This is a genomic window from Kribbella sp. NPDC006257, from assembly GCF_040613535.1.
GTDB lineage: Bacteria > Actinomycetota > Actinomycetes > Propionibacteriales > Kribbellaceae > Kribbella.
Genome location: NZ_JBEXSJ010000014.1, coordinates 1 through 18,216, shown reverse-complemented (window position 1 = coordinate 18,216; position 18,216 = coordinate 1). Strand labels below are relative to the sequence as shown.

The following is an 18,216-nucleotide window of genomic DNA, read 5'->3' as shown; positions in this document are numbered from 1 at the left end:
TGCCCGCTAGTCGGGCCCACGCTATCCGAGGGTGGGGAGGACGTCCCGCAGTACCGCGGCGTGATCCTCCGGCGTGGCCAGGCCCATGCCCATCGTGTTGATCCCGAGATGGGTCGCGCCGAGTTCCCGCCAGCCTTCGGCGTACGCCGCCCATTCGCTCTCCGGGACCCGCCCGAGCGACAGCCTCGCCTCGAACCCGATCGACGCCGGGTCGCGACCGGCCGCCACGGCGTACGAGCGGACTCGATCCAGCTTCTCCCGCGCCTCGTCACCCGGATCGAGTTGCGGCAGCCAGCCGTCGCCGATCTCGCCCGTACGACGAAGGACGGCCTCGGCGCCACCGCCGAACCAGATCGGGATGTCCGGCCGCGGCATCGGGTTGAGCCCTGCTTCCTCGACCCGGTGGAACTCACCGTCGTACGAGATCACCGGCTCGGCCCAGAGCTTCCGCAACAGATCCACCTGCTCGGTCAGCCGCGCTCCGCGCTGCGAGAACGGAACGCCCTGCGCTTGGTACTCGACCTCGTTCCAGCCGATGCCGACCCCGAGACGCAGCCGGCCGCCGCTGAGCACGTCGACCTCGGCGGCCTGCTTCGCGACCAGCGCGGTCTGGCGCTGCGGCAGGATCAGCACGCCGGTGACCAGTTCGACCGAAGAAGTGATCGCGGCAAGGTAGCCGAAGAGGACGAAAACCTCATGGAACAAGGACTTGTCGGTGTATCCGGTCCAGCCCGGCCGATGCTCGGGACTCGCGCCGAGCACGTGATCGTAGGCGAGGATGTGGTTGTAACCGGCCGCCTCGACGGTCTCGGCCCACTGCCGCACGACCAGCGGATCCGCGCCGATCTCGAGTTGCGGGAAGATGGCGCCAATCTTCATGAAACGGCTCCCAGCAGATCGATGAGGCCCTCGATCGCGAGGTCGAACGGTTCCGCAGAGTTCGCCGCGCGGGCCAGAACATACCCGCCCTGCAGTACTGCGGCGATGGTGGCCGCCGTCTTCGCAGCATCCAGGCTCTTCGGATACTCACCAGACTTCTTGCCCTCGGCAATGATCTCGGCCAGCCGCGACCGGATCCAGGCGAACGTCTCGTCGACCGGCGCCCGGAGTACCGGATCTGCCATCACGTCGGGATCGGAGGTGAGCCGGCCCATCCGGCAGCCCTTCAATACCTCCCGATCGCGGCGCAGATAAGCAGTGATGCGCGACGCCGCGGTGCCCTCGGTGAACTGCTCCTCAGCAGCCGCGCGCAACTCAGCACCGGACCGCTCGATCGCTGCCTTGGCGAGCTCGGCCTTGCCGCTGAAATGGTGGTACATGCTGCCCTGCCCGGCGTCGGCCGCGATCTGGATCGCCTTCGGCGACGTCCCGACGTACCCGCGCTCCCAGAGCAGTTCCTGCGTACTCCGGATCAACCGCTCCACCGTCTCCACCCAGCCACTGTACCCACCCATAGGTACAGCCGAATGGCTTCCGCGGGGGCAACCCGGCTAGGCTCGGTCGGCATGAGCATCAGCGTCGCGATCGCCGTCATCACCTTTCGGCGACCTGACCTGTTGAGGGACCTGCTGGCCAGCCTGCAGGCGCAGGAACTGCCGTCCGACAGCGACTTCGCCGTACGGATCGTCGTGGTCGACAACGACGCCGAAGGGTCGGCGGCCGAGGTGATCGCCGAGGCCGAAGGCCGGTATCCGATCGAGACTGCGATCGAGCCCGAGCCGGGTATTCCGTTCGCTCGCGAGAAGTCGGTCCAGCTGGCCTGGAACGACGACGCGCTGATCTTCGTGGACGACGACGAGGTCGCCCCGCCCGGCTGGCTCGCAACGCTGCTCGGTGCCTGGGAGAAGACCCGCGCCGATGTGGTGACCGGGCCCGTGCAGGGCATCCTGCCGGCCGACGCGCCCGCGTGGAACCACTACAGCGACGTCCACTCCTCGGTCGGCAAGCATGCGACCGGGGACTTGCTCAACAAGGCCTACACGAACAACACCCTGGTCGCCCAGCGCGTCTACCACGATGTGAAACCGGCCTTCCATCCCGCCTTCCGCTACACCGGTTCAAGCGACCTGCACTTCTTCCTGCGCGTCAACCAGGCCGGCTACCGGATCGTCTGGTGCGAAGAGGCCCGGATCCAGGAAGACGTGCCGGCTTCCCGTACGACGTTGCGCTGGTTGTTCCGTCGCGCGTTCCGGTCCGGCAGCGGCGACACGATCAGCCGGTTGCTCATCCGGCCCGGCGCCGCCAGCTACCTGAAGGTCCTGGCCTATGCTCTGGCGCGGATCGCCTCGGCCTTCGTGTACGGCCTCGGCGGTCTGGTCACCTTCCGGAAGACCTACCTGCTGAAGGCCGTCCGCCGGTTCTTCTCGGGCATCGGCAGCCTCGCGGGCATAGTAGGGATCAACCATGACGAGTACCGGGAACGGCACCGAGCAGACGGTGGCGACGCTGTGTCAGGCGATCTGGCAGGTGGAGCGGGAGCTGGATCTGCTGAACTGGCGGATCCAGAAGGCGCACCCGTGGCCGATCATCCGGATGCGCGTCTTCCATGAGCTGAGCAAACGCACCGGCATCCACGGCGAACCCCATCCGGTACGCCGTACGCGGGCTGACCAGCTTCGGTTGATCGGCCAGCACGTGACCGGCGTCGGCACCCGCAACCCTTTCTTCGCCAAGGGACCGTTCGACTCACTGGTGGTTCCGCATCCGCGCAAACCCGGCGGGGTCGAGATCTACACCGATGCGCTGCGGGCCGAGCTGGGCTCATCGGCACTCGTGCTCGACTCGGGCATCAACGGGACGCCGCTGCCGCGTAGTACGAATCTCGACTTCTTCACGTCGGCGGCTGGGGCGGTGCGCAGCCGGTTGGTCGACGGCCGCAGCCGGAAGGTCGCGGATGCGCTGGAGGCGTTGACCGGAGTGAAGGTGCCGATCGCCGCGTTGGTTGCTCGCGAGGTGCCGAAGCATCTTCGGCTGCGCGCGCTCTACCGGACGCTGCTCAAGCGACGCGGGATCAAGACGGTGTACGTCGTGGTGGCGTATTTCCACCAGCACATCGTCGGCGCGGCTCGTGATCTGGGGATCCGCGTGGTGGAGCTGCAGCACGGCGCGATCTCGCCGTTCCACCTGGGCTACAGCTATCCAGGCCGGCCGGTGGTCGCGGATCAGCCGGACGAGCTCTGGTGCTTCGGGTCGTACTGGACCGATGTCGCAGAGCTTCCGGCTGGGGTGACGACAGCGGTTGCGGGTGCACCTTTCATTCAGCCGTTGTCGGATGCGGAGATGGCGGCCAAGGAGTCGCAGCGGGTGGTTTTCCTTTCCCAGGGGACGATCGGGCCGTCGCTGTTCGAGTTCGCGGCGTCGTTGGCGGCCGCGCGCCCGGAGTACGAGGTCGTGTTCCGGCTGCACCCGAGTGAGCATGCGTCGGACTACTCGGCGCGGCCGGGGGTGCGGATCTCGGCCGGGCCGAGTGAGTCGACGCTGGGGTTGCTCGCCTCGGCGGGGTATCAGGTCGGCGTCGCGACCACCGCCCTCTTCGAAGGCATGGTCCTCGGCTGCCGCACCGTCGTAGCGCAGCTGCCGGGACACGAATACCTGCTGCGGGTCATCGAGCGCGGCGATGCAGTACTGGCCGATTCCCCGGCCGCGCTCGCCGAGCTGTTGCCTACAGCACCTGTTTGTCCCGACAGCACCGCCTACTACGCGCCCAGCAACCTCGCCGCTCTGCTCAAGTAGCTACTTCGGATAGGCGACATCCACTTCGACCTCGACAAGCCAGCCCGCGACTGGCAGGTTCTCGATTTGCCTTCGCGGTAGAGGTAGGCATCGGCGTTCTGGAATGTTTACCCGAATGAACCTGTGCTCAGGCGGGACCGGCTACTTGTTGATCTCGGCCTGGAGGGTTTTGGCGTCGGGGGCTATTTCGGCGTAGACGCCGGGGTAGTTGGGTTCGGCGCAGCCTTTGCCCCAGGAGACGGTGGCGAGCAGGCGGCCGTTGAGGACGAGGGGGCCGCCGGAGTCGCCCTGGCAGGCGTCGCCGGTGCCGTCGAGGTAGCCCGCGCAGACGTTGGCGGCGGCGGTGTACCCGTTGCCGACGTACTCCCTGTTCGCCAGGCAGGCCGCGTCGCCGAGGTCGGGGACGGCGATCTTCTGCAGGATGTCGTCAGGCCCGGTGCCGTGGGTGTCGCCCCAGCCGTAGACCGTCGGGACGACGCCCTTGCGATCCGCCTTGCTGCTGGTCTCCAGCCGGAGCACCGGTACGCCGGTCATCGGCCGGGACAGCGTGAGGATCGCGAAGTCGTGGTGGTTGTCGGTGTGGTTGTACCCGGGGTGGACCCAGATGCTCTTGATCCTCGAGGTCCGGCCGGTGCCGAGATCGTTCAGATCCGCTCGACCTTGTACTGCGGTGTAGGTGGCGGCGGGTTTGATCATGCAGTGCGCGGCCGTGATGATCTTGTCCGGCCGGACCAGCGCGGCTCCGCACCAGCGGCCGGTCGGATCCGAGCCGGCGGTATTGGCCAGCGAGATCGCCCACGGCGCCTCGGTGGTGCTCGCCAGGGTGCCGCCGATGATCATCGGCCGGTCCTCCCGGTTCGTCGTCGCAACCGCCGCCCCCGCCGAAGCAAGGACCAGTACACCCGCGATCACCGCGGCCCGAGTCAACATGGGCTCGAACCTACTGCACGTGATCGACCGATCGCGGTACGTCGCGCCGGAGCACTGTCACGCCGAGCGCGATCTCGACCGGGCAGTACGTGTGGGGCCTGCGGCGATTGCTCGACGGGATCGCTCCATTGCCATAAGTAGCAATACTCAGGTGCCTTGAACAACTTCTCTGTAATACTCGCCGTCGGCCCGCTTAGCCGCTGTGAGGAGCTTTGTTGTGAGGTTGTGGAAATTCGTCCTGCCCGTTGTGGTGCTGGCGACCGGGGTGACCCCTGCCCAAGGAGTCAGCGACCAGACGGTTTCGTACCGCGGATACCAGGTGACGGTGCCGGCCAGCTGGCCCGTTGTCGACCTGGCCAAGGACCCGACCGCCTGCGTCCGGTACGACCGCCCGGCGGTCTACCTAGGCACCAGTACTGCGCAGGCCGACTGCCCGGCGCACCTGGCTGGTCGCAGCGAAGGCATCGTGCTGGAGCCGCTCACCAAGGCGGCGCACACCACCGACGGTGAGATCCAGGTGGCCGCGCAGGACGCCGGCGTACTGGCGACCGCGTACTACGCGCCTGGCGGCGAGCAGTCCGCCCGCAAGCTCCTCGGCACGGCCCGGGTGACCTCCAAGTCGTTCCGTACGGCGATGACGCCCAAGGCCGTCACTGCCTCGATAGTGGCGACCGGAAACCTCACGGGACCCGCGTTCGACGCCTGTTCGGCGCCCAGCACGACCGCGATGAACGCGTGGACCGCCTCCCCCTACAAGGCGGTCGGCATCTACATCAGCGGCGGCCTCCGCGCCTGCGCGCAGCCGAACCTCACCCCGGACTGGGTCGTCGCCAACGCCGCCAACAACTGGCAGTTCCTGCTGGTCGACCTCGGCATGCAGGCACCCTGCACCACCTACAAGAGCAGGATGTCGACGGACCCGGCCACCGCCCGTAGCCAGGGACGCACGGCCGCGGCGAACGCCATCACCAGCGCGACGGCGCTCGGCTTCGGGCAGCGCAGCGCGATCTACAGCGACATCGAGGCCTACACCTCCACCGCGGCCTGCAAGGCTTCCGTGTTGTCGTACCTGAGCGGCTGGACCACTGAGCTCAACAGCCGTGGCTACGTGGCCGGTGCGTATGTCGGCGCGGCCTCGGGTGGGGTCGACCTCGCGAGTGCCTACAACAACACGGCGTACACGCGGCCGGACAACCTCTGGTTCGCCCGCTACAGCACCCCGCCGGTGACCGATACGTCGGACAACAAGTACATCCCGGCAACGTACTGGACCAATCATCAGCGGGTTCACCAATACGTCGGCGGGCATGACGAGACCTACGGCGGCGTGAAGATCAACGTCGACAGCAACGCAGTCGACGTCACTGCACCGCCCGCACCGCTGACCGCCTTCACCGGCACCGGCGCGTCCGGTTCCGCAGCGCTCCGCTGGACGGTCCCGGCCAACACGAGCATCGGGCAGGTCGTCGTACGGCGTAACGCGGGCACCAACCCGCCTGGTCTTCCTGGCGCCGGTACTGCGGTCTACGCGGGGACAGCGGCTTCCACTACGGCCACCGGGCTTGCCAACGCCACCAGCCACGCGTTCCGCGCCTGGGTGAAGGACAGCACCGGCAAGTTCGGCCCTGGAGTCGATCTGCGCCTCACCGGCACCGGGTCCACGATCGCGGCCGACTCGGCGTCGATCGTCTGGAACACCTCCGCCACTCTCTACAGCCGAGTGACGAACGTGGACACCAAGGCGTCGGTTGTCGGCGTACCGATGACTCTCTACGCGCGACCGAAGAACGGCACCACCTTCACCGCGGTGACCACGACCACATCGAGCGCTACCGGCTCGGTCAGTGCCGTAGTGAAGCCGACGGTCTCCACCGTCTATGTCTGGGGCTACAACGGCTCGTCCACGTTGCTGGGCTCGCGCAGCGGCAGCCTCACCGTCGAGGTTCGCCCGCTGATCACGGCGAACCTCACCGCGGCCACCATCAACCTCGGCGCCAGCACCTCGTTCTACGGGTACATGCGTCCGCAGCACCCCGGCACCACGGTCTACCTGCAGCGCCAGAGCGGCACCACCTGGCCGAGCGTCGCCACCACCAAGCTGAACACGACAGGCAACTACGCCTTCGGCATCAAGCCAACCGCTCGCGGCACCTACAACTACCGCGTCGTCTGGCTAGCCGACGCCGACCACGCCACCACGGTCAGCGCGACGAAGGTTGTCACCGTGAAGTAAGTCCGGCCCGGAGTGAACATTCGGCACGAAATCCAGCCGCGGTTCTTCGTCGGGGGGTGGGGATGGCTACTGTCGTCGGGTGCAGAAATGGCCTGGTCGTCCCTATCCCCTCGGAGCCACGTACGACGGCTCCGGAACGAACTTCGCGCTGTTCTCGGAGGTTGCCGAACAAGTTGACTTGGCGCTGATCGCTGATGACGGAACCGAGCAGCTGGTCCAGCTGACCGAGGTGGACGGCTTCGTCTGGCACGCCTATCTGCCGTCGGTCCAGCCCGGCCAGCGGTATGGGTTCCGGGTGCACGGGCCGTACAACCCCGCCGAGGGGCACCGCTGCAACCCGACCAAACTGCTGCTCGACCCGTACGCGAAGGCCATCGACGGCCAGGTCGACGCCGACGAGTCGCTGTTCAGCTACCGGTTCGCCAAGCCGGACGAGCTGAACACGATGGACAACCGCGAGCACACGATGCTGTCGGTGGTCACCAACCCGTTCTTCGACTGGGGCAACGACCGGCCGCCGGGCCACGACTACCACCAGACGGTGATCTACGAGGCCCACGTGAAGGGCCTGACCAAGACCCACCCGGGCCTGCCGGAGGAGATCCGCGGCACGTACGCCGCGATGGCGCACCCGGCGATCATCGATCACCTCAAAGACCTCGGGGTGACCGCGGTCGAGCTGATGCCGGTGCACCAGTTCGCCCAGGACGGCCACCTGCAGGAGCGCGGGCTGTCGAACTACTGGGGCTACAACACGATCGGTTTCTTCGCCCCGCACAACGCCTACTCGTCCAACGGCACCCGCGGTCAGCAGGTGACCGAGTTCAAGACGATGGTGCAGGCGCTGCACGAGGCGGACATCGAGGTGATCCTCGACGTGGTCTACAACCACACCGCCGAGGGGAACGAGTTCGGTCCGACGCTGTCGTTCAAGGGCATCGACAACGCGGCGTACTACCGGCTGGTCGATGAGGACAAGTCGCACTACTACGACACCACCGGCACCGGGAACAGCCTGCTGATGCGGCACCCGCACGTCCTGCAGCTGATCATGGACTCACTGCGGTACTGGGTGACCGAGATGCACGTGGACGGGTTCCGGTTCGACCTCGCGTCCACGCTGGCCCGTCAGTTCCACGAGGTGGACCGGCTGTCGGCGTTCTTCGACCTGGTCCAGCAGGATCCGGTGGTCAGCCAGGTGAAGCTGATCGCGGAGCCCTGGGACGTCGGTGACGGTGGCTACCAGGTGGGGAACTTCCCGTCGCTGTGGACCGAGTGGAACGGCAAGTACCGCGACACGGTGCGCGACTTCTGGCGAGGCGAGAAGTACACGCTGGCCGAGTTCGGCTCCCGGCTGACCGGCTCGTCGGACCTGTACCGCGACGACGGCCGCCGGCCGCTCGCGAGCATCAACTTCATCACCGCCCACGACGGGTTCACCCTGCGCGACCTGGTCTCGTACAACGAGAAGCACAACGACGCGAACGGCGAGGGCGGCAACGACGGCGAGAGCCATAACCGCTCCTGGAACTGCGGTGTCGAGGGCGAGACCGACGATCCCGAGGTGCTGCAGTTGCGCGCCAAGCAGCAGCGCAATTTCCTGACAACGCTGCTGATCTCGCAAGGCGTGCCGATGCTTGCGCACGGCGACGAGCTGGGCCGGACCCAGTCGGGCAACAACAACGTGTATTGCCAGGACAACGAGCTCGCCTGGGTGAACTGGGATCTCACCGAGGAGCAGAAGGACCTGCTGGAGTTCACCGGCAACCTGGTCAAGCTCCGCAACAACCATCCCGTACTGCGCCGTCGCCGGTTCTTCCACGGCGACCAAGGAGTCGACGGGCTGGGCGACCTGGTCTGGTTCACTCCGGCCGGTCAGGAGATGCAGGACAGCGACTGGAGCCGGGACGACGCCCGGTCCATCGCCGTGTTCCTCAACGGCGACGCCATCTCCGAGCCGGACCCGCGCGGCGAGCCAGTGGTGGACGATTCGTTCCTGATCCTGCTCAACAGCAACTACGAGGCACAGGACTTCCTGCTGCCGCCCAAGGAGTTCGGCGAGAACTGGACGGTCGTGGTGGACACCATCCGCCCGACCGGCCGGGCGAACGAGGAGGAGCACGCCGCGGGGAGCACCGTCCGGATCGAGGCGCACGGCACCCTTGTTTTGACCCGGCCGCGACAGGGCACTGCATGACGGTGCCCCCACCAGCCCTGCCCTCCGGACCGGACCGGCCTGCAGCCGGTCATCCACAGGCGACGTACCGGTTGCAGGTGCATGCCGGGTTCGGGTTCGACGACGCCGCCGAGATCGTCGGCTACCTGCACAGCCTCGGGATCTCGCACGCGTACCTGTCCCCGATCCTGCAGGCCGCGCCCGGCTCCACCCACGGGTACGACGTGGTCGACCACTCCAGGTTGTCGGAGCCGGCCGGTGGCAGGCCGGCCTTCGACCGGTTGGCCGCGACGCTGGCCGACCACCGGATGGGGGCGATCGCGGACGTAGTACCGAATCATGTGGCGGTGCCGACGCCGGCGCGGTTGAACAAGGCGTTGTGGTCCGTACTGCGAGACGGTCCGGGGTCTCCTTATGCGGAGTGGTTCGACGTCGACTGGGGTGCTGGCAACCAGCCGTTGCTGATGGCGGTGCTCGGACAGCGCATCGGCAAGGTGCTGGGCGACGGGGAGCTGTCCGTGGACGGCGACGTACTGCGGTACTACGAGCACGAGTACCCGCTGCGGCCCGGCACCGAGAATCTGCCGATCGCCGAGCTTGTCACCGAGCAGTGGTATCGCCTGGCGCACTGGCGGGTCGCTGACGAGGAGCTGAACTACCGGCGCTTCTTCGACGTCGACACCCTCGCAGCAGTGCGCGTGGAGAACAGGGAGGTCTTCGAGGCCACCCACAAGCTTCTGTTCGAGCTACTGCACGAGGGGAAGCTCAACGGTTTCCGCATCGATCACCCGGACGGCCTTGCTGATCCCCGCGGCTACCTACGTCGCCTGGCCGAGCGCACGGGTGGTGCGTGGGTCGTAGTGGAGAAGATCCTCGAAGGTGACGAGGTGCTACCGCCCGACTGGCCGTGTGCCGGCACTACTGGGTACGACGCCTTGCTGCGAGTCGGCGGACTCTTTGTCGACCCAGCGGGTGCAGCGCCCCTTGCTGCCTTCCACTCGGAGCTCACGGGTGAGCCGGCCGACTTCGCGCCGGTAGTGGAGCAGGCGAAGCGAGAGGTGGTGCAGCACGGGCAGTACGCCGAGGTGCATCGCCTGGTGGAGTTGCTGGCGCGCATCTGTCAGGACGACGTGCGGTTGCGCGACCACACTCGACGGGCCTTCCACGAGGTCGTGGTGGAGCTCCTGGTGAACTTCGACCGGTACCGGGCCTACGTCGTACCGGGGGAGCCGGCGCCGCATACCGCAGTACAGGCTATGGAGCATGCGGTCGAGCTGGCTCGGCGCAATCTTGACGACGAGCAGCAGGAGACGCTGGAGCTGGTCCGGGATCTCTTGTTGGGCAGGGAAGCCGGTACTGCGAGCCGGATCGACGAGGACGCCAGGCACGAGCTGATCGTGCGGTTCCAGCAGACCTGCGGACCGGTGATGGCGAAGGGGATCGAGGACACCGCGTTCTACCGGTGGTTCCGGCTCTCGTCGCTGAACGAGGTCGGCGGGGATCCCGCGCACTTCGGGGTCTCGCCGGAGGAGTTCCATGCGTTTGCGAGCCGGTTGAACCAGCATTGGCCGCGGACCATGACGACGCTCTCCACGCACGACACCAAACGGTCCGAGGACGTACGGGCTCGGCTGGGTGTGCTCTCTGAGCAGCCTGCGGCCTGGGCCGAGGCGGTGCGTTCGTGGCGGTCAATGGCGTCCGACTATCGCGACTCGGCGCTCGACGGCAGCACGGAGTACCTGCTGTGGCAGACCTTGTTCGGCACCTGGGACAACGGGCCGCTGGCCGAGGACCGGTTGCAGGCGTATCTGCAGAAGGCGATCCGCGAGGCGAAGCGGCACACGAGCTGGACGTCGCCGGCCGCGGAGTACGAGCAGTCCGTCGCTGCCTTCGCCACTGGAGTCCTGGCTGACGAGGCACTCCTGGAGTCCGTACGCCGGTTCGCTGACGGGCAGGCCGAATACGTGAGAGCAGCCACGCTCGGGCAGAAGCTGGTGCAGCTCACGATGCCCGGTGTCCCAGATGTCTACCAGGGCAGCGAATTCGTGGACCTGTCGCTGGTCGACCCCGACAACCGCCGACCGGTGGACTACTCGTCGCGCATCGCTCGGCTGGCCCGGCTCGACGGTGGAGCTCATCCGGAAGGGCTGGCCGACGAGAAGCTGCTGGTGACTTCACGTGCGTTGCGGCTGCGACGGCAGGAGGCAGAGGCGTTCGCTGGTAGCTACAAGCCGCTGCCGACCTCTAGTGGGCACGCTGTCGCGTTTGCTCGTGGGGATGCCGCCGTGACGATCGCTACTCGGCTGCCTGTTGCTCTGCATCGACTGGGTGGCTGGGGAGACAGCACCGTCGTACTGCCTGATGGGAACTGGCAGGACGTGTTGACTGGACGTCCGGTGGGTAGTGGAGCGGCTCGCATCCATGAGCTGCTGGCCGAGCTTCCGGTGGCGTTACTGGCGAGGAGCTGACTTGTTTACTGTCTGGGCGCCTGATGCTTCGACCGTGTCGCTGGTGCTGTCAGGCGGTGCTTCGGTGCCGATGCTGCGTGGTGACGGCGGCTGGTGGTCGGTCGAGGCGGAGGGGACGGACTACGCGTTCTCTGTCGACGGCAGCGACCCGATGCCCGATCCGCGGAGTCCGTGGCAACCGGACGGCGTCCACGGCTTCAGCAGGGTCTTCGACTCCTCTCGCTTCGCCTGGAGCGATGGTGACTGGGCCGGGCGAGACGTGCGAGGGGCTGTCTTCTACGAGCTTCACCTGGGGACTTTCACGCCTGAGGGGACGCTAGAGGCAGCTGCTGAGCACCTGGACTACCTAGTGGCGCTCGGTGTCGAGGTGGTGTCGCTGTTGCCGGTCGCTGCGTTTCCCGGGCGGCACGGCTGGGGTTACGACGGGGTGGACCTGTACGCCGTACACGAGCCGTATGGCGGGCCTGAGGCGCTGCAGCGCTTCGTCGATCAGTGTCACGCGGTCGGGCTCGCTGTGTGTCTGGACGTGGTCTACAACCATCTCGGGCCGAGTGGGAACTACCTGGACTCGTTCGGGCCGTACTTCACCTCGCGGCACACGACGCCGTGGGGGCCGGCGGTCAACCTGGATGACGAGGGCAGTCACGAGGTACGCCGGTGGATCTGCGACAACGCATTGCGCTGGTTCCGCGAGTTCCACATCGACGCTTTGCGGCTGGACGCTGTCCACGCGCTGGTTGACGACAGCCCGGTGCATTTGCTTGCTCAGCTCTCGGACGAGGTGGCCGCGTTGGCAGAGGAGCTGGGCCGGCCGCTGGGGCTGGTGGCGGAGTCGGACCTGAACGACCCGCGGATGGTCGAACCGGTGGCTGAGGGTGGGCTCGGGATGACTGCGCAGTGGAGTGACGACTTCCACCACGCGCTGCACACTCTGCTGACCGGTGAGGTCGCCGGGTACTACGCGGACTTCGCCGAGCCGGGGGTCTTTGCCAAGACGCTCACCCAGGTGTTCTTGCACGACGGGTCGTACTCGACGTTCCGCGGCAAGGACTGGGGGCGGCCGGTGGATCCTGCGCGACACCGCGGCTGGGAGTTCCTCGCGTACACCTCCAACCACGATCAGGTGGGGAACCGGGCGCTGGGCGACCGGCCCGCGCTGACGCCGGGGCAGCTGGCGATCGGGGCTGCGCTGGTGATCACCTCGCCGTACACGCCGATGCTGTTCATGGGGGAGGAGTGGGGCGCCTCGACCCCCTGGCGGTACTTCACCGATCACACCGAGCCCGAGCTGGCGGACGCCGTACGGACCGGGCGGCGGCGGGAGTTCGCGGCGTACGGGTGGGACGCTGCGGAGATTCCGGACCCGCAGGATCCGGAGACGTGGCGGAGTTCGGTGCTGGACTGGACCGAGGTCGACGAGGAGCCGCATGCCGAGTTGCTGCGGTGGTATCGCGATCTCCTGGCGTTGCGGGCGCGGAACGACGATCTGCGGAATGATCGGCTCGACTCGGTCGGGGTGGTCGCGACCGAGTCCTGGCTGGTGGTGAGCCGCGGGTCCCTGCGGGTGGTGGTGAATCTCGAGACGGAGAGCGCGGAGATCCCGCTGGACGGCGTACCGGCGTACGAGGTGATGGCATTCGGTACGGCCGAGGTGGTTGCTGAGGGTGTTCGCCTCTCAGGACACAGCGTTGTCATCTTCGCAGTGTGAAGTAAGCGTCCCGAGCCGCAAGTTCTTTGTGGGTTGAAAAGTCTGGACAAACTGGCTCTTTTCCGGCCGAAGAGTCCGGTTGTCGTGGGTACTTGAAGAATCGCTTGTATTTCCTAGGGTCGGTGACGGACTGTGGACGAGGCATCGCAGGTCGCGGGGGTTGACGGGAGGACATCAATGGCAGTCGGAGGCGTCGACACTTACTACGACTACGAAGAGAAGCAGTGGAAGAGCAGGAGACTGGGCGGCGGACCCATCCGCCGGGGCCCGGTCTGCCCAGCCCCACGCAGTACGGACCACCCACCCACAGACCGCCGCCCCGCATCCCGGGAGCACCAGCCGAAGGTCTCCAGCTAGCTAGCTGCGGCGGTGAGGACGTCCGTCGGGAGTAGCTGGCGGAGTTCGTCGGTGGTGGGCATGCGGCCGAGCGCCCGGAGGCGCTGGGACTGCGCTTTGCGCATGCCTTCTACCAGCCGGCGGGCCTCGCGCGCGTTGCCGAAGTTCGGGCCGTGGGCGATCCGGTCGTAGTACGCCGTGAGCGGTGGGCCCGCGGCCGGGTCCAGCAGGTAGTCGCCACCCGCCACCATCCGGTCGGTGATCAGCAGCAGCTCCTCGGCGCTGTAGTTCTCGAACTCGATGGTCTTGGAGAACCGCGACCCCAGACCGGGGTTGGCGGCCAGGAAGTCGTTCATCTCGTCGGTGTAGCCGGCCACGATGATGGCGATCTCGTCGCGGTGGTCCTCCATCAGCTTCACCAGCGCGTCGATCGCCTCCTGCCCGAAATCGCCGCCGGACCCGGCCGAGCGGGACAGCGTGTAGGCCTCGTCGATGAAGAGCACGCCACCGAGTGACTTCTCGAAGACCTGCGCGGTCTTCTCCGCGGTGTGCCCGATGTACTGACCGACCAGATCCCGGCGGGACACCTCGGTGAAGTCACCCTTCGGGAGCACGCCGAGCGCTTTGAGCAGCTTCCCGTAGAGCCGGGCCACGGTCGTCTTCCCGGTCCCGGGCGCGCCCGCGAAGATCAGATGATGGCTCACCGCACCGACCGACAGACCGGCGGAGCGGCGCCACTCGTTCACCTGGATCTCGTCGACCATCGCCCGCACCTCAGCCTTCACCTCGGGCAGACCGACCATCTCGTCGAGATCGGCGAACAGCTCCTCCAGCGGACCACCCGTATCGGCCGGCCGTGCGGACGCCTGCTCGATCACTTCGACGGTCGCGCCGTCGGCGATAGCCAGCGCGGGTTGCCCGGTGTTGTCGGTGCGGCACCCCTCGACGGTGCCCCCGCACCCCGGCGCGAAGGTGATCGCCGGTCCGCGGGTGTCGTGCACCGTCACCCGCCGGATGACCGGCGTACTGCCGTGCGCGACGCCGACCCCCTCGGCCCCCGTGTGCCCGATCTCGGTGTCGGTGAGCTCCGGCCGGCTGTACTGGTAGACGTAGACGCCGCGACCACCGCAGGCCGTGATCGTGCAGCCGCGAATCACCGGATCGGAGCCCAGGGCAACGACTATCCCGTCGCCGGAGATCCCGCTGACGTCGGTGTCGAGGATCCGCCCGCTGGCGCCCTCGACCACGATCCCGGTCTCGGCGCCCTCGATCGTGCACCGGTCCACGGTGAAGACGCCGGCCGCGTGCACGCTGATCGCCGGCCGCGTCCGGCCGCGGACGGCACACTGCTCGACCGTCAGCACCGTGCGCTCGACGGAGATCGCGAGATTGTCACCGGCCCGTACGTCGAGCCCGCGTACGGTCAACTCGCCGTCGACCGCCCGCAGTGTCGGCCAGTCCGCCCCGGCCCCATCCAGTACGACGGTCGCCCCGGCCTCGGCCTGCAAGGTGATCGAGCGACCACTGAGTTCGAGCGTTTCGGGGTACGTCCCGGCGGCGATCGCGATGGCCGCTCCGTCGGGTGCTTCGAGCAACGCGGCCCCGATGGTCGGATAGGCGCCTGGACGGTCGGCGGCAACGGTCAGTACCCGCGTCGCGGCCGGCATCAGCTGGCCCGGTCCAGCAGCCAGCCACGGTCGGCGGCCTTCACCCCGGCCTGGAAACGGCTGCGAGCACCGAGCCGGTTCATCAGCTGGGCGACCATCCGGCGTACGGTCCGCACCGAGATCCCCAGCTGCGCGGCGGCCGACTCGTCGGTCGCGCCGAGCGAGAGCAGGCGCAGCATCTCGCGCTCCCGGCCGGACAGGTCGGTGTCGAGCGGTACGTCGCTGTCGCTCAGCGGCACGGCGTCGGGCCAGACCCGCTCGAACAGCTCGGAGGCGGTGATGACGACGCTGCTCAGCCGGAGTACGGCGACGCTGCTGTTGGTCGAGTCGGTGGGCAGCACTACCACCGAGCCGTCGATGATCAGCGCGTTCATCGGCACCAGCGGCATCGTCCGGACGCCCACCCCGGCCATCGACATCGCGCCCAGGTGCCGGCAGAGCGTCGGCGCGGTCCGGGCGGTGTCGGGGTAGATGGCCCGGTAGCGCAGGCCCGGCCGGACATCGCGCGGGCCGAAGGCCAGGCCGCTCGGGGTGAGGTTGCTCATGGCAATCACCTCGTCGCGGGCACCGGCCAGCAGGGCAGCGACCCCGTCGTGGGCAGGAACCTGGTGGAAGGTCGTCGGGCGATTGATCATCGTGACAGTCATGAGAGAGGGACCCCCAGAGGTAGCGTGGCGGCGACGCCGGTGGCGTGCCGGCCGTCGAGGCGTTCCGGCTCGATCCCGCAGGAACGGGCCAGCGTGGTCAGGACGGTGATCGCCGTGTCGAGCGTGGCCGGGTGCGAAGCGGCGACCCGGAGTACGGCGTCGTAGAGAGTGGGCTCGGTGTCGTCGGTGGGTGCCGCGACCGTGATGGCGATGGTCTGCGCGGCCCCGGTGCCGGTGCCGAGCAAGGTGCTGATCAGGGCCTTGGCGACGGGCTGGGACAGCCGCGCGAAGCCGGTGAGCCGGATGCCGACCTGCAGGACAGGGCCGGCAGCCCAGCTGGTCCAGCGCTCGCGGAGCTGACCGCGACCCGCGTTGGCGTGGGCCAGCGCGCCGATTGACGCGAGCAGGTCTGATTCGTCGAGTGGCATGCACTCGAGCTGTTCCCGGTCGAATCGCCGGACCATCCGCCGGACGGTGTTGGCGAGCACCTGGCCGACCTGCTCGTCGGTCGCGATCTCTGCCGAGCGGGTCGCACAGACAGCGATCCAGGCGCGAGCCGGCTGGCTCTGCTTGGTGCCCTTGTGCAGAACGAGTTGCACGGTGACGTCGACCGGCTGCTCGTCGGCAGAGTCGGCCAGCGATCCCATCCGCTGCAACAGCTCGTACTGCGCGTCGGCGCCGACCCGGAGAGCCACACTGGCCCCGGCCGGGCGACTCAGTACGCCGTACGGCTGCTCGCGGACGACCAGAGAGCTGGTCGAGGTGCGGCCGCAGAACAGGCTGACCAGGTTGATCGCAGTGTCAGCAGGGAGGTCGATGCGGCGGTGGCGGGTGAGGAAGGCCAGCAGTACTCCGGCCCAGCGGTAGAGCCACATCCCGCGGAACCGCACTGCGGTCAGCAGGACTAGCGACAGTGCTGCGACTGCAGTCAGGATCAGGACGACTCGTGATCCGGCAGTAGCGGCACCCACCATCACCAATGCGAGCTGCCAGCTGAGGATCTGTCCGACTCTGATCGACCTCTCCTGGCGCTCCACTGTGTCCAGGACCGGAGCCGGAGCTGGTGGCTGCTCTGCCAGGTGCAACGGGACAGGGAGAGCGATCGGAGGTTGGGGAGCAGCCGCATGGAGCGGACGAGGCGCGGGTGGACGGGTCAGGACAGCGGCGATCGGCGTACCGACTGAAGTTGACTGGGGAACGGTGGTGACCGCCGGGCTGTAGGCAGTCTGCTGGCCCGGTGCGGGAGCGGCCGCGGCAGGCGGCCTCATGCGACAACCCTCGGACCGTGGAGTTCCTCCGGCGACACGAGTTCCAGCTCGCCGCGACCGGCCCGACGTACGCGGGTGGCTGCGGCTGTCAGCTCGTCCTCGGACTCGGTGGCGAGCAGGAGCGTGTGGGCGTGATCGCGGACCAGCGGGTGCAGGGCGTAGCGGCCGGGCCCGGTCTCGGCGATCAGGTGGAGGTCCAGCAGCTCGTCCAGCAGGATCTCCACCTCCTGCTGGGTGGTGTCGAGCAGCCGGGCAGTACGCCGTACGTCGAAGGACGGCGTCATGCTCAGCAACCGGTAGCACCGGCGGATCGGCTCGGAGAGGGCGTCGTACGTCGGGTCGAAGAGCGCGTGCACCTCCGCGAACTCCTGGCATCGGCTGGTCCGGTCGTCCAAGCGGGCAGCGAGCCGGGTGACTGTCCAGGGTTGCCGGTCGCGCATCCGGTCGGACAGGTGGCGGAGAGCGGCCGGGTGGCCGGCGCACCAGCGCAGTACGTGCTCGGCCTCGGCGACGCCGACCAGAGCTGCGGGCTCGGTCAGGCGGGCGGCGTCCGAGGCGGGCAGGACGTCGAGGCTCACCGAGCCGGTCCGGTCCAGGCCGGTCAGGCGGCGGCGACTCGTCACGATCACCATCGAGCCTGCGGTGTTCGGGAGCAGCTGGCGGACCTGGAACGCGTCGGCGACGTCGTCGAGTACGAGCAGGATCCGGGCGCCTAGCCAGCGCCACAGCGCGGCCCGCTGATCCATTGCTGCAGGCAACGAGATCTCGGTGCCGGAGACCGCGCGGATCAGGTTGCCGAGGGCATCGAAGGCGTCGAGCGGCTGGTCGGAGTGCGTGCCGAGATCCAGGTAGAAGCTGCCGTCCGGACAGCCGAGCCCGTACGCCGCCTCCAGCGCAACCGCCGTCTTCCCCACCCCCGGCATCCCGTCGATCGTCACCACGCCCACGCCATCGGCAACCCGCGCAGACGCGATCGCCGCCAGCTCCGCGGACCGCCCGGCGAACCCGGCAACCCGCGCCGGCAGATCGGACCGGGTGGCCGCGGTTGGGG

The 18,216-nt window shown here is 67.9% G+C and carries 12 protein-coding genes and 1 pseudogene; 6 read left to right on the top strand and 7 right to left on the bottom strand.

The window, feature by feature from the left end; all coding sequences use genetic code 11:
* Window positions 1–21 precede the first annotated feature (21 nt).
* Together ABZ004_RS18560 and ABZ004_RS18555 are read right to left on the bottom strand one after the other, a co-directional pair.
* Window positions 22–879, bottom strand: coding sequence for an LLM class F420-dependent oxidoreductase (locus ABZ004_RS18560; protein ID WP_355681103.1), 858 nt, complete (start codon window positions 877–879; stop codon window positions 22–24).
* Window positions 876–1,433, bottom strand: a complete 558-nt coding sequence (locus ABZ004_RS18555; protein ID WP_355681102.1) for a TetR/AcrR family transcriptional regulator — start codon at window positions 1,431–1,433, stop codon at window positions 876–878. Before ABZ004_RS18555 ends, ABZ004_RS18560 begins: the two co-directional genes overlap by 4 nt.
* Window positions 1,434–1,505: 72 nt before the next feature.
* Between ABZ004_RS18555 and ABZ004_RS18550 the strand changes: the two genes are divergently transcribed.
* Entirely contained in the window at window positions 1,506–2,549 is a 1,044-nt protein-coding gene (locus tag ABZ004_RS18550; protein ID WP_355681101.1) for a glycosyltransferase, read from the top strand.
* Window positions 2,533–3,732 (top strand): hypothetical protein, encoded by a 1,200-nt coding sequence (locus tag ABZ004_RS18545; protein WP_355681252.1) that lies wholly within the window; start codon window positions 2,533–2,535, stop codon window positions 3,730–3,732. The genes ABZ004_RS18550 and ABZ004_RS18545 overlap by 17 nt, the downstream gene beginning before the upstream one ends.
* Before the next feature lie 141 nt (window positions 3,733–3,873).
* Here ABZ004_RS18545 and ABZ004_RS18540 read toward each other — a convergent pair whose 3' ends face one another.
* The gene (locus ABZ004_RS18540; protein ID WP_355681100.1) at window positions 3,874–4,662 is read right to left on the bottom strand and encodes a serine protease; all 789 of its coding nucleotides are present in this window, start codon (window positions 4,660–4,662) and stop codon (window positions 3,874–3,876) included.
* Between the two features lie 217 nt (window positions 4,663–4,879).
* Here ABZ004_RS18540 and ABZ004_RS18535 point away from each other — a divergent pair, with 217 nt between their 5' ends.
* The 4 genes from ABZ004_RS18535 (at window position 4,880) to treZ (ending at window position 13,247) form a co-directional block, all read left to right on the top strand.
* Window positions 4,880–6,895 (top strand): DUF1906 domain-containing protein, encoded by a 2,016-nt coding sequence (locus tag ABZ004_RS18535; protein ID WP_355681099.1) that lies wholly within the window; start codon window positions 4,880–4,882, stop codon window positions 6,893–6,895.
* A 79-nt stretch (window positions 6,896–6,974) separates the two neighbouring features.
* Window positions 6,975–9,092, top strand: coding sequence for a glycogen debranching protein GlgX (glgX, locus tag ABZ004_RS18530; RefSeq protein ID WP_355681098.1), 2,118 nt, complete (start codon window positions 6,975–6,977; stop codon window positions 9,090–9,092).
* Window positions 9,089–11,539: a malto-oligosyltrehalose synthase gene (treY, locus tag ABZ004_RS18525; protein ID WP_355681097.1), complete on the top strand. Its 2,451-nt coding sequence runs from the start codon at window positions 9,089–9,091 to the stop codon at window positions 11,537–11,539. Before glgX ends, treY begins: the two co-directional genes overlap by 4 nt.
* Before the next feature lies 1 nt (window position 11,540).
* Window positions 11,541–13,247 (top strand): malto-oligosyltrehalose trehalohydrolase, encoded by a 1,707-nt coding sequence (gene treZ / locus ABZ004_RS18520; RefSeq protein WP_355681096.1) that lies wholly within the window; start codon window positions 11,541–11,543, stop codon window positions 13,245–13,247.
* Window positions 13,248–13,600: 353 nt separating this feature from the next.
* Here the strand turns inward: treZ and ABZ004_RS18515 are convergent, their stop codons facing one another.
* The 4 genes and pseudogenes from ABZ004_RS18515 to ABZ004_RS18500 form a co-directional block, all read right to left on the bottom strand.
* On the bottom strand, window positions 13,601–15,250 hold the full coding sequence (locus ABZ004_RS18515) for a right-handed parallel beta-helix repeat-containing protein (RefSeq protein ID WP_355681095.1): 1,650 nt from the start codon (window positions 15,248–15,250) through the stop codon (window positions 13,601–13,603).
* The gene (locus ABZ004_RS18510) at window positions 15,250–15,897 is read right to left on the bottom strand and encodes a helix-turn-helix transcriptional regulator (protein ID WP_355681094.1); all 648 of its coding nucleotides are present in this window, start codon (window positions 15,895–15,897) and stop codon (window positions 15,250–15,252) included. Before ABZ004_RS18510 ends, ABZ004_RS18515 begins: the two co-directional genes overlap by 1 nt.
* A complete protein-coding gene (locus ABZ004_RS18505; RefSeq protein WP_355681093.1) occupies window positions 15,894–17,165 on the bottom strand; it encodes a hypothetical protein in 1,272 nt (423 codons plus the stop codon). Before ABZ004_RS18505 ends, ABZ004_RS18510 begins: the two co-directional genes overlap by 4 nt.
* Window positions 17,162–18,216, bottom strand: a pseudogene (locus tag ABZ004_RS18500) (hypothetical protein); the annotation flags it as partial. The gene ABZ004_RS18505 and the pseudogene ABZ004_RS18500, both read right to left, overlap by 4 nt.

Excerpts from the sequence above, each read along its gene's own strand:
- ABZ004_RS18560 (WP_355681103.1), bottom strand. The coding sequence starts at position 879 with ATGAAGATTGGCGCCATCTTCCCGCAACTCGAGATCGGCGCGGATCCG.
- ABZ004_RS18550 (WP_355681101.1), top strand. The coding sequence starts at position 1,506 with ATGAGCATCAGCGTCGCGATCGCCGTCATCACCTTTCGGCGACCTGAC.
- ABZ004_RS18545 (WP_355681252.1), top strand. The coding sequence starts at position 2,533 with ATGCGCGTCTTCCATGAGCTGAGCAAACGCACCGGCATCCACGGCGAA.
- ABZ004_RS18540 (WP_355681100.1), bottom strand. The coding sequence starts at position 4,662 with ATGTTGACTCGGGCCGCGGTGATCGCGGGTGTACTGGTCCTTGCTTCG.
- treY (WP_355681097.1), top strand. The coding sequence starts at position 9,089 with ATGACGGTGCCCCCACCAGCCCTGCCCTCCGGACCGGACCGGCCTGCA.
- ABZ004_RS18515 (WP_355681095.1), bottom strand. The coding sequence starts at position 15,250 with ATGCCGGCCGCGACGCGGGTACTGACCGTTGCCGCCGACCGTCCAGGC.
- ABZ004_RS18510 (WP_355681094.1), bottom strand. The coding sequence starts at position 15,897 with ATGACTGTCACGATGATCAATCGCCCGACGACCTTCCACCAGGTTCCT.
- ABZ004_RS18505 (WP_355681093.1), bottom strand. The coding sequence starts at position 17,165 with ATGAGGCCGCCTGCCGCGGCCGCTCCCGCACCGGGCCAGCAGACTGCC.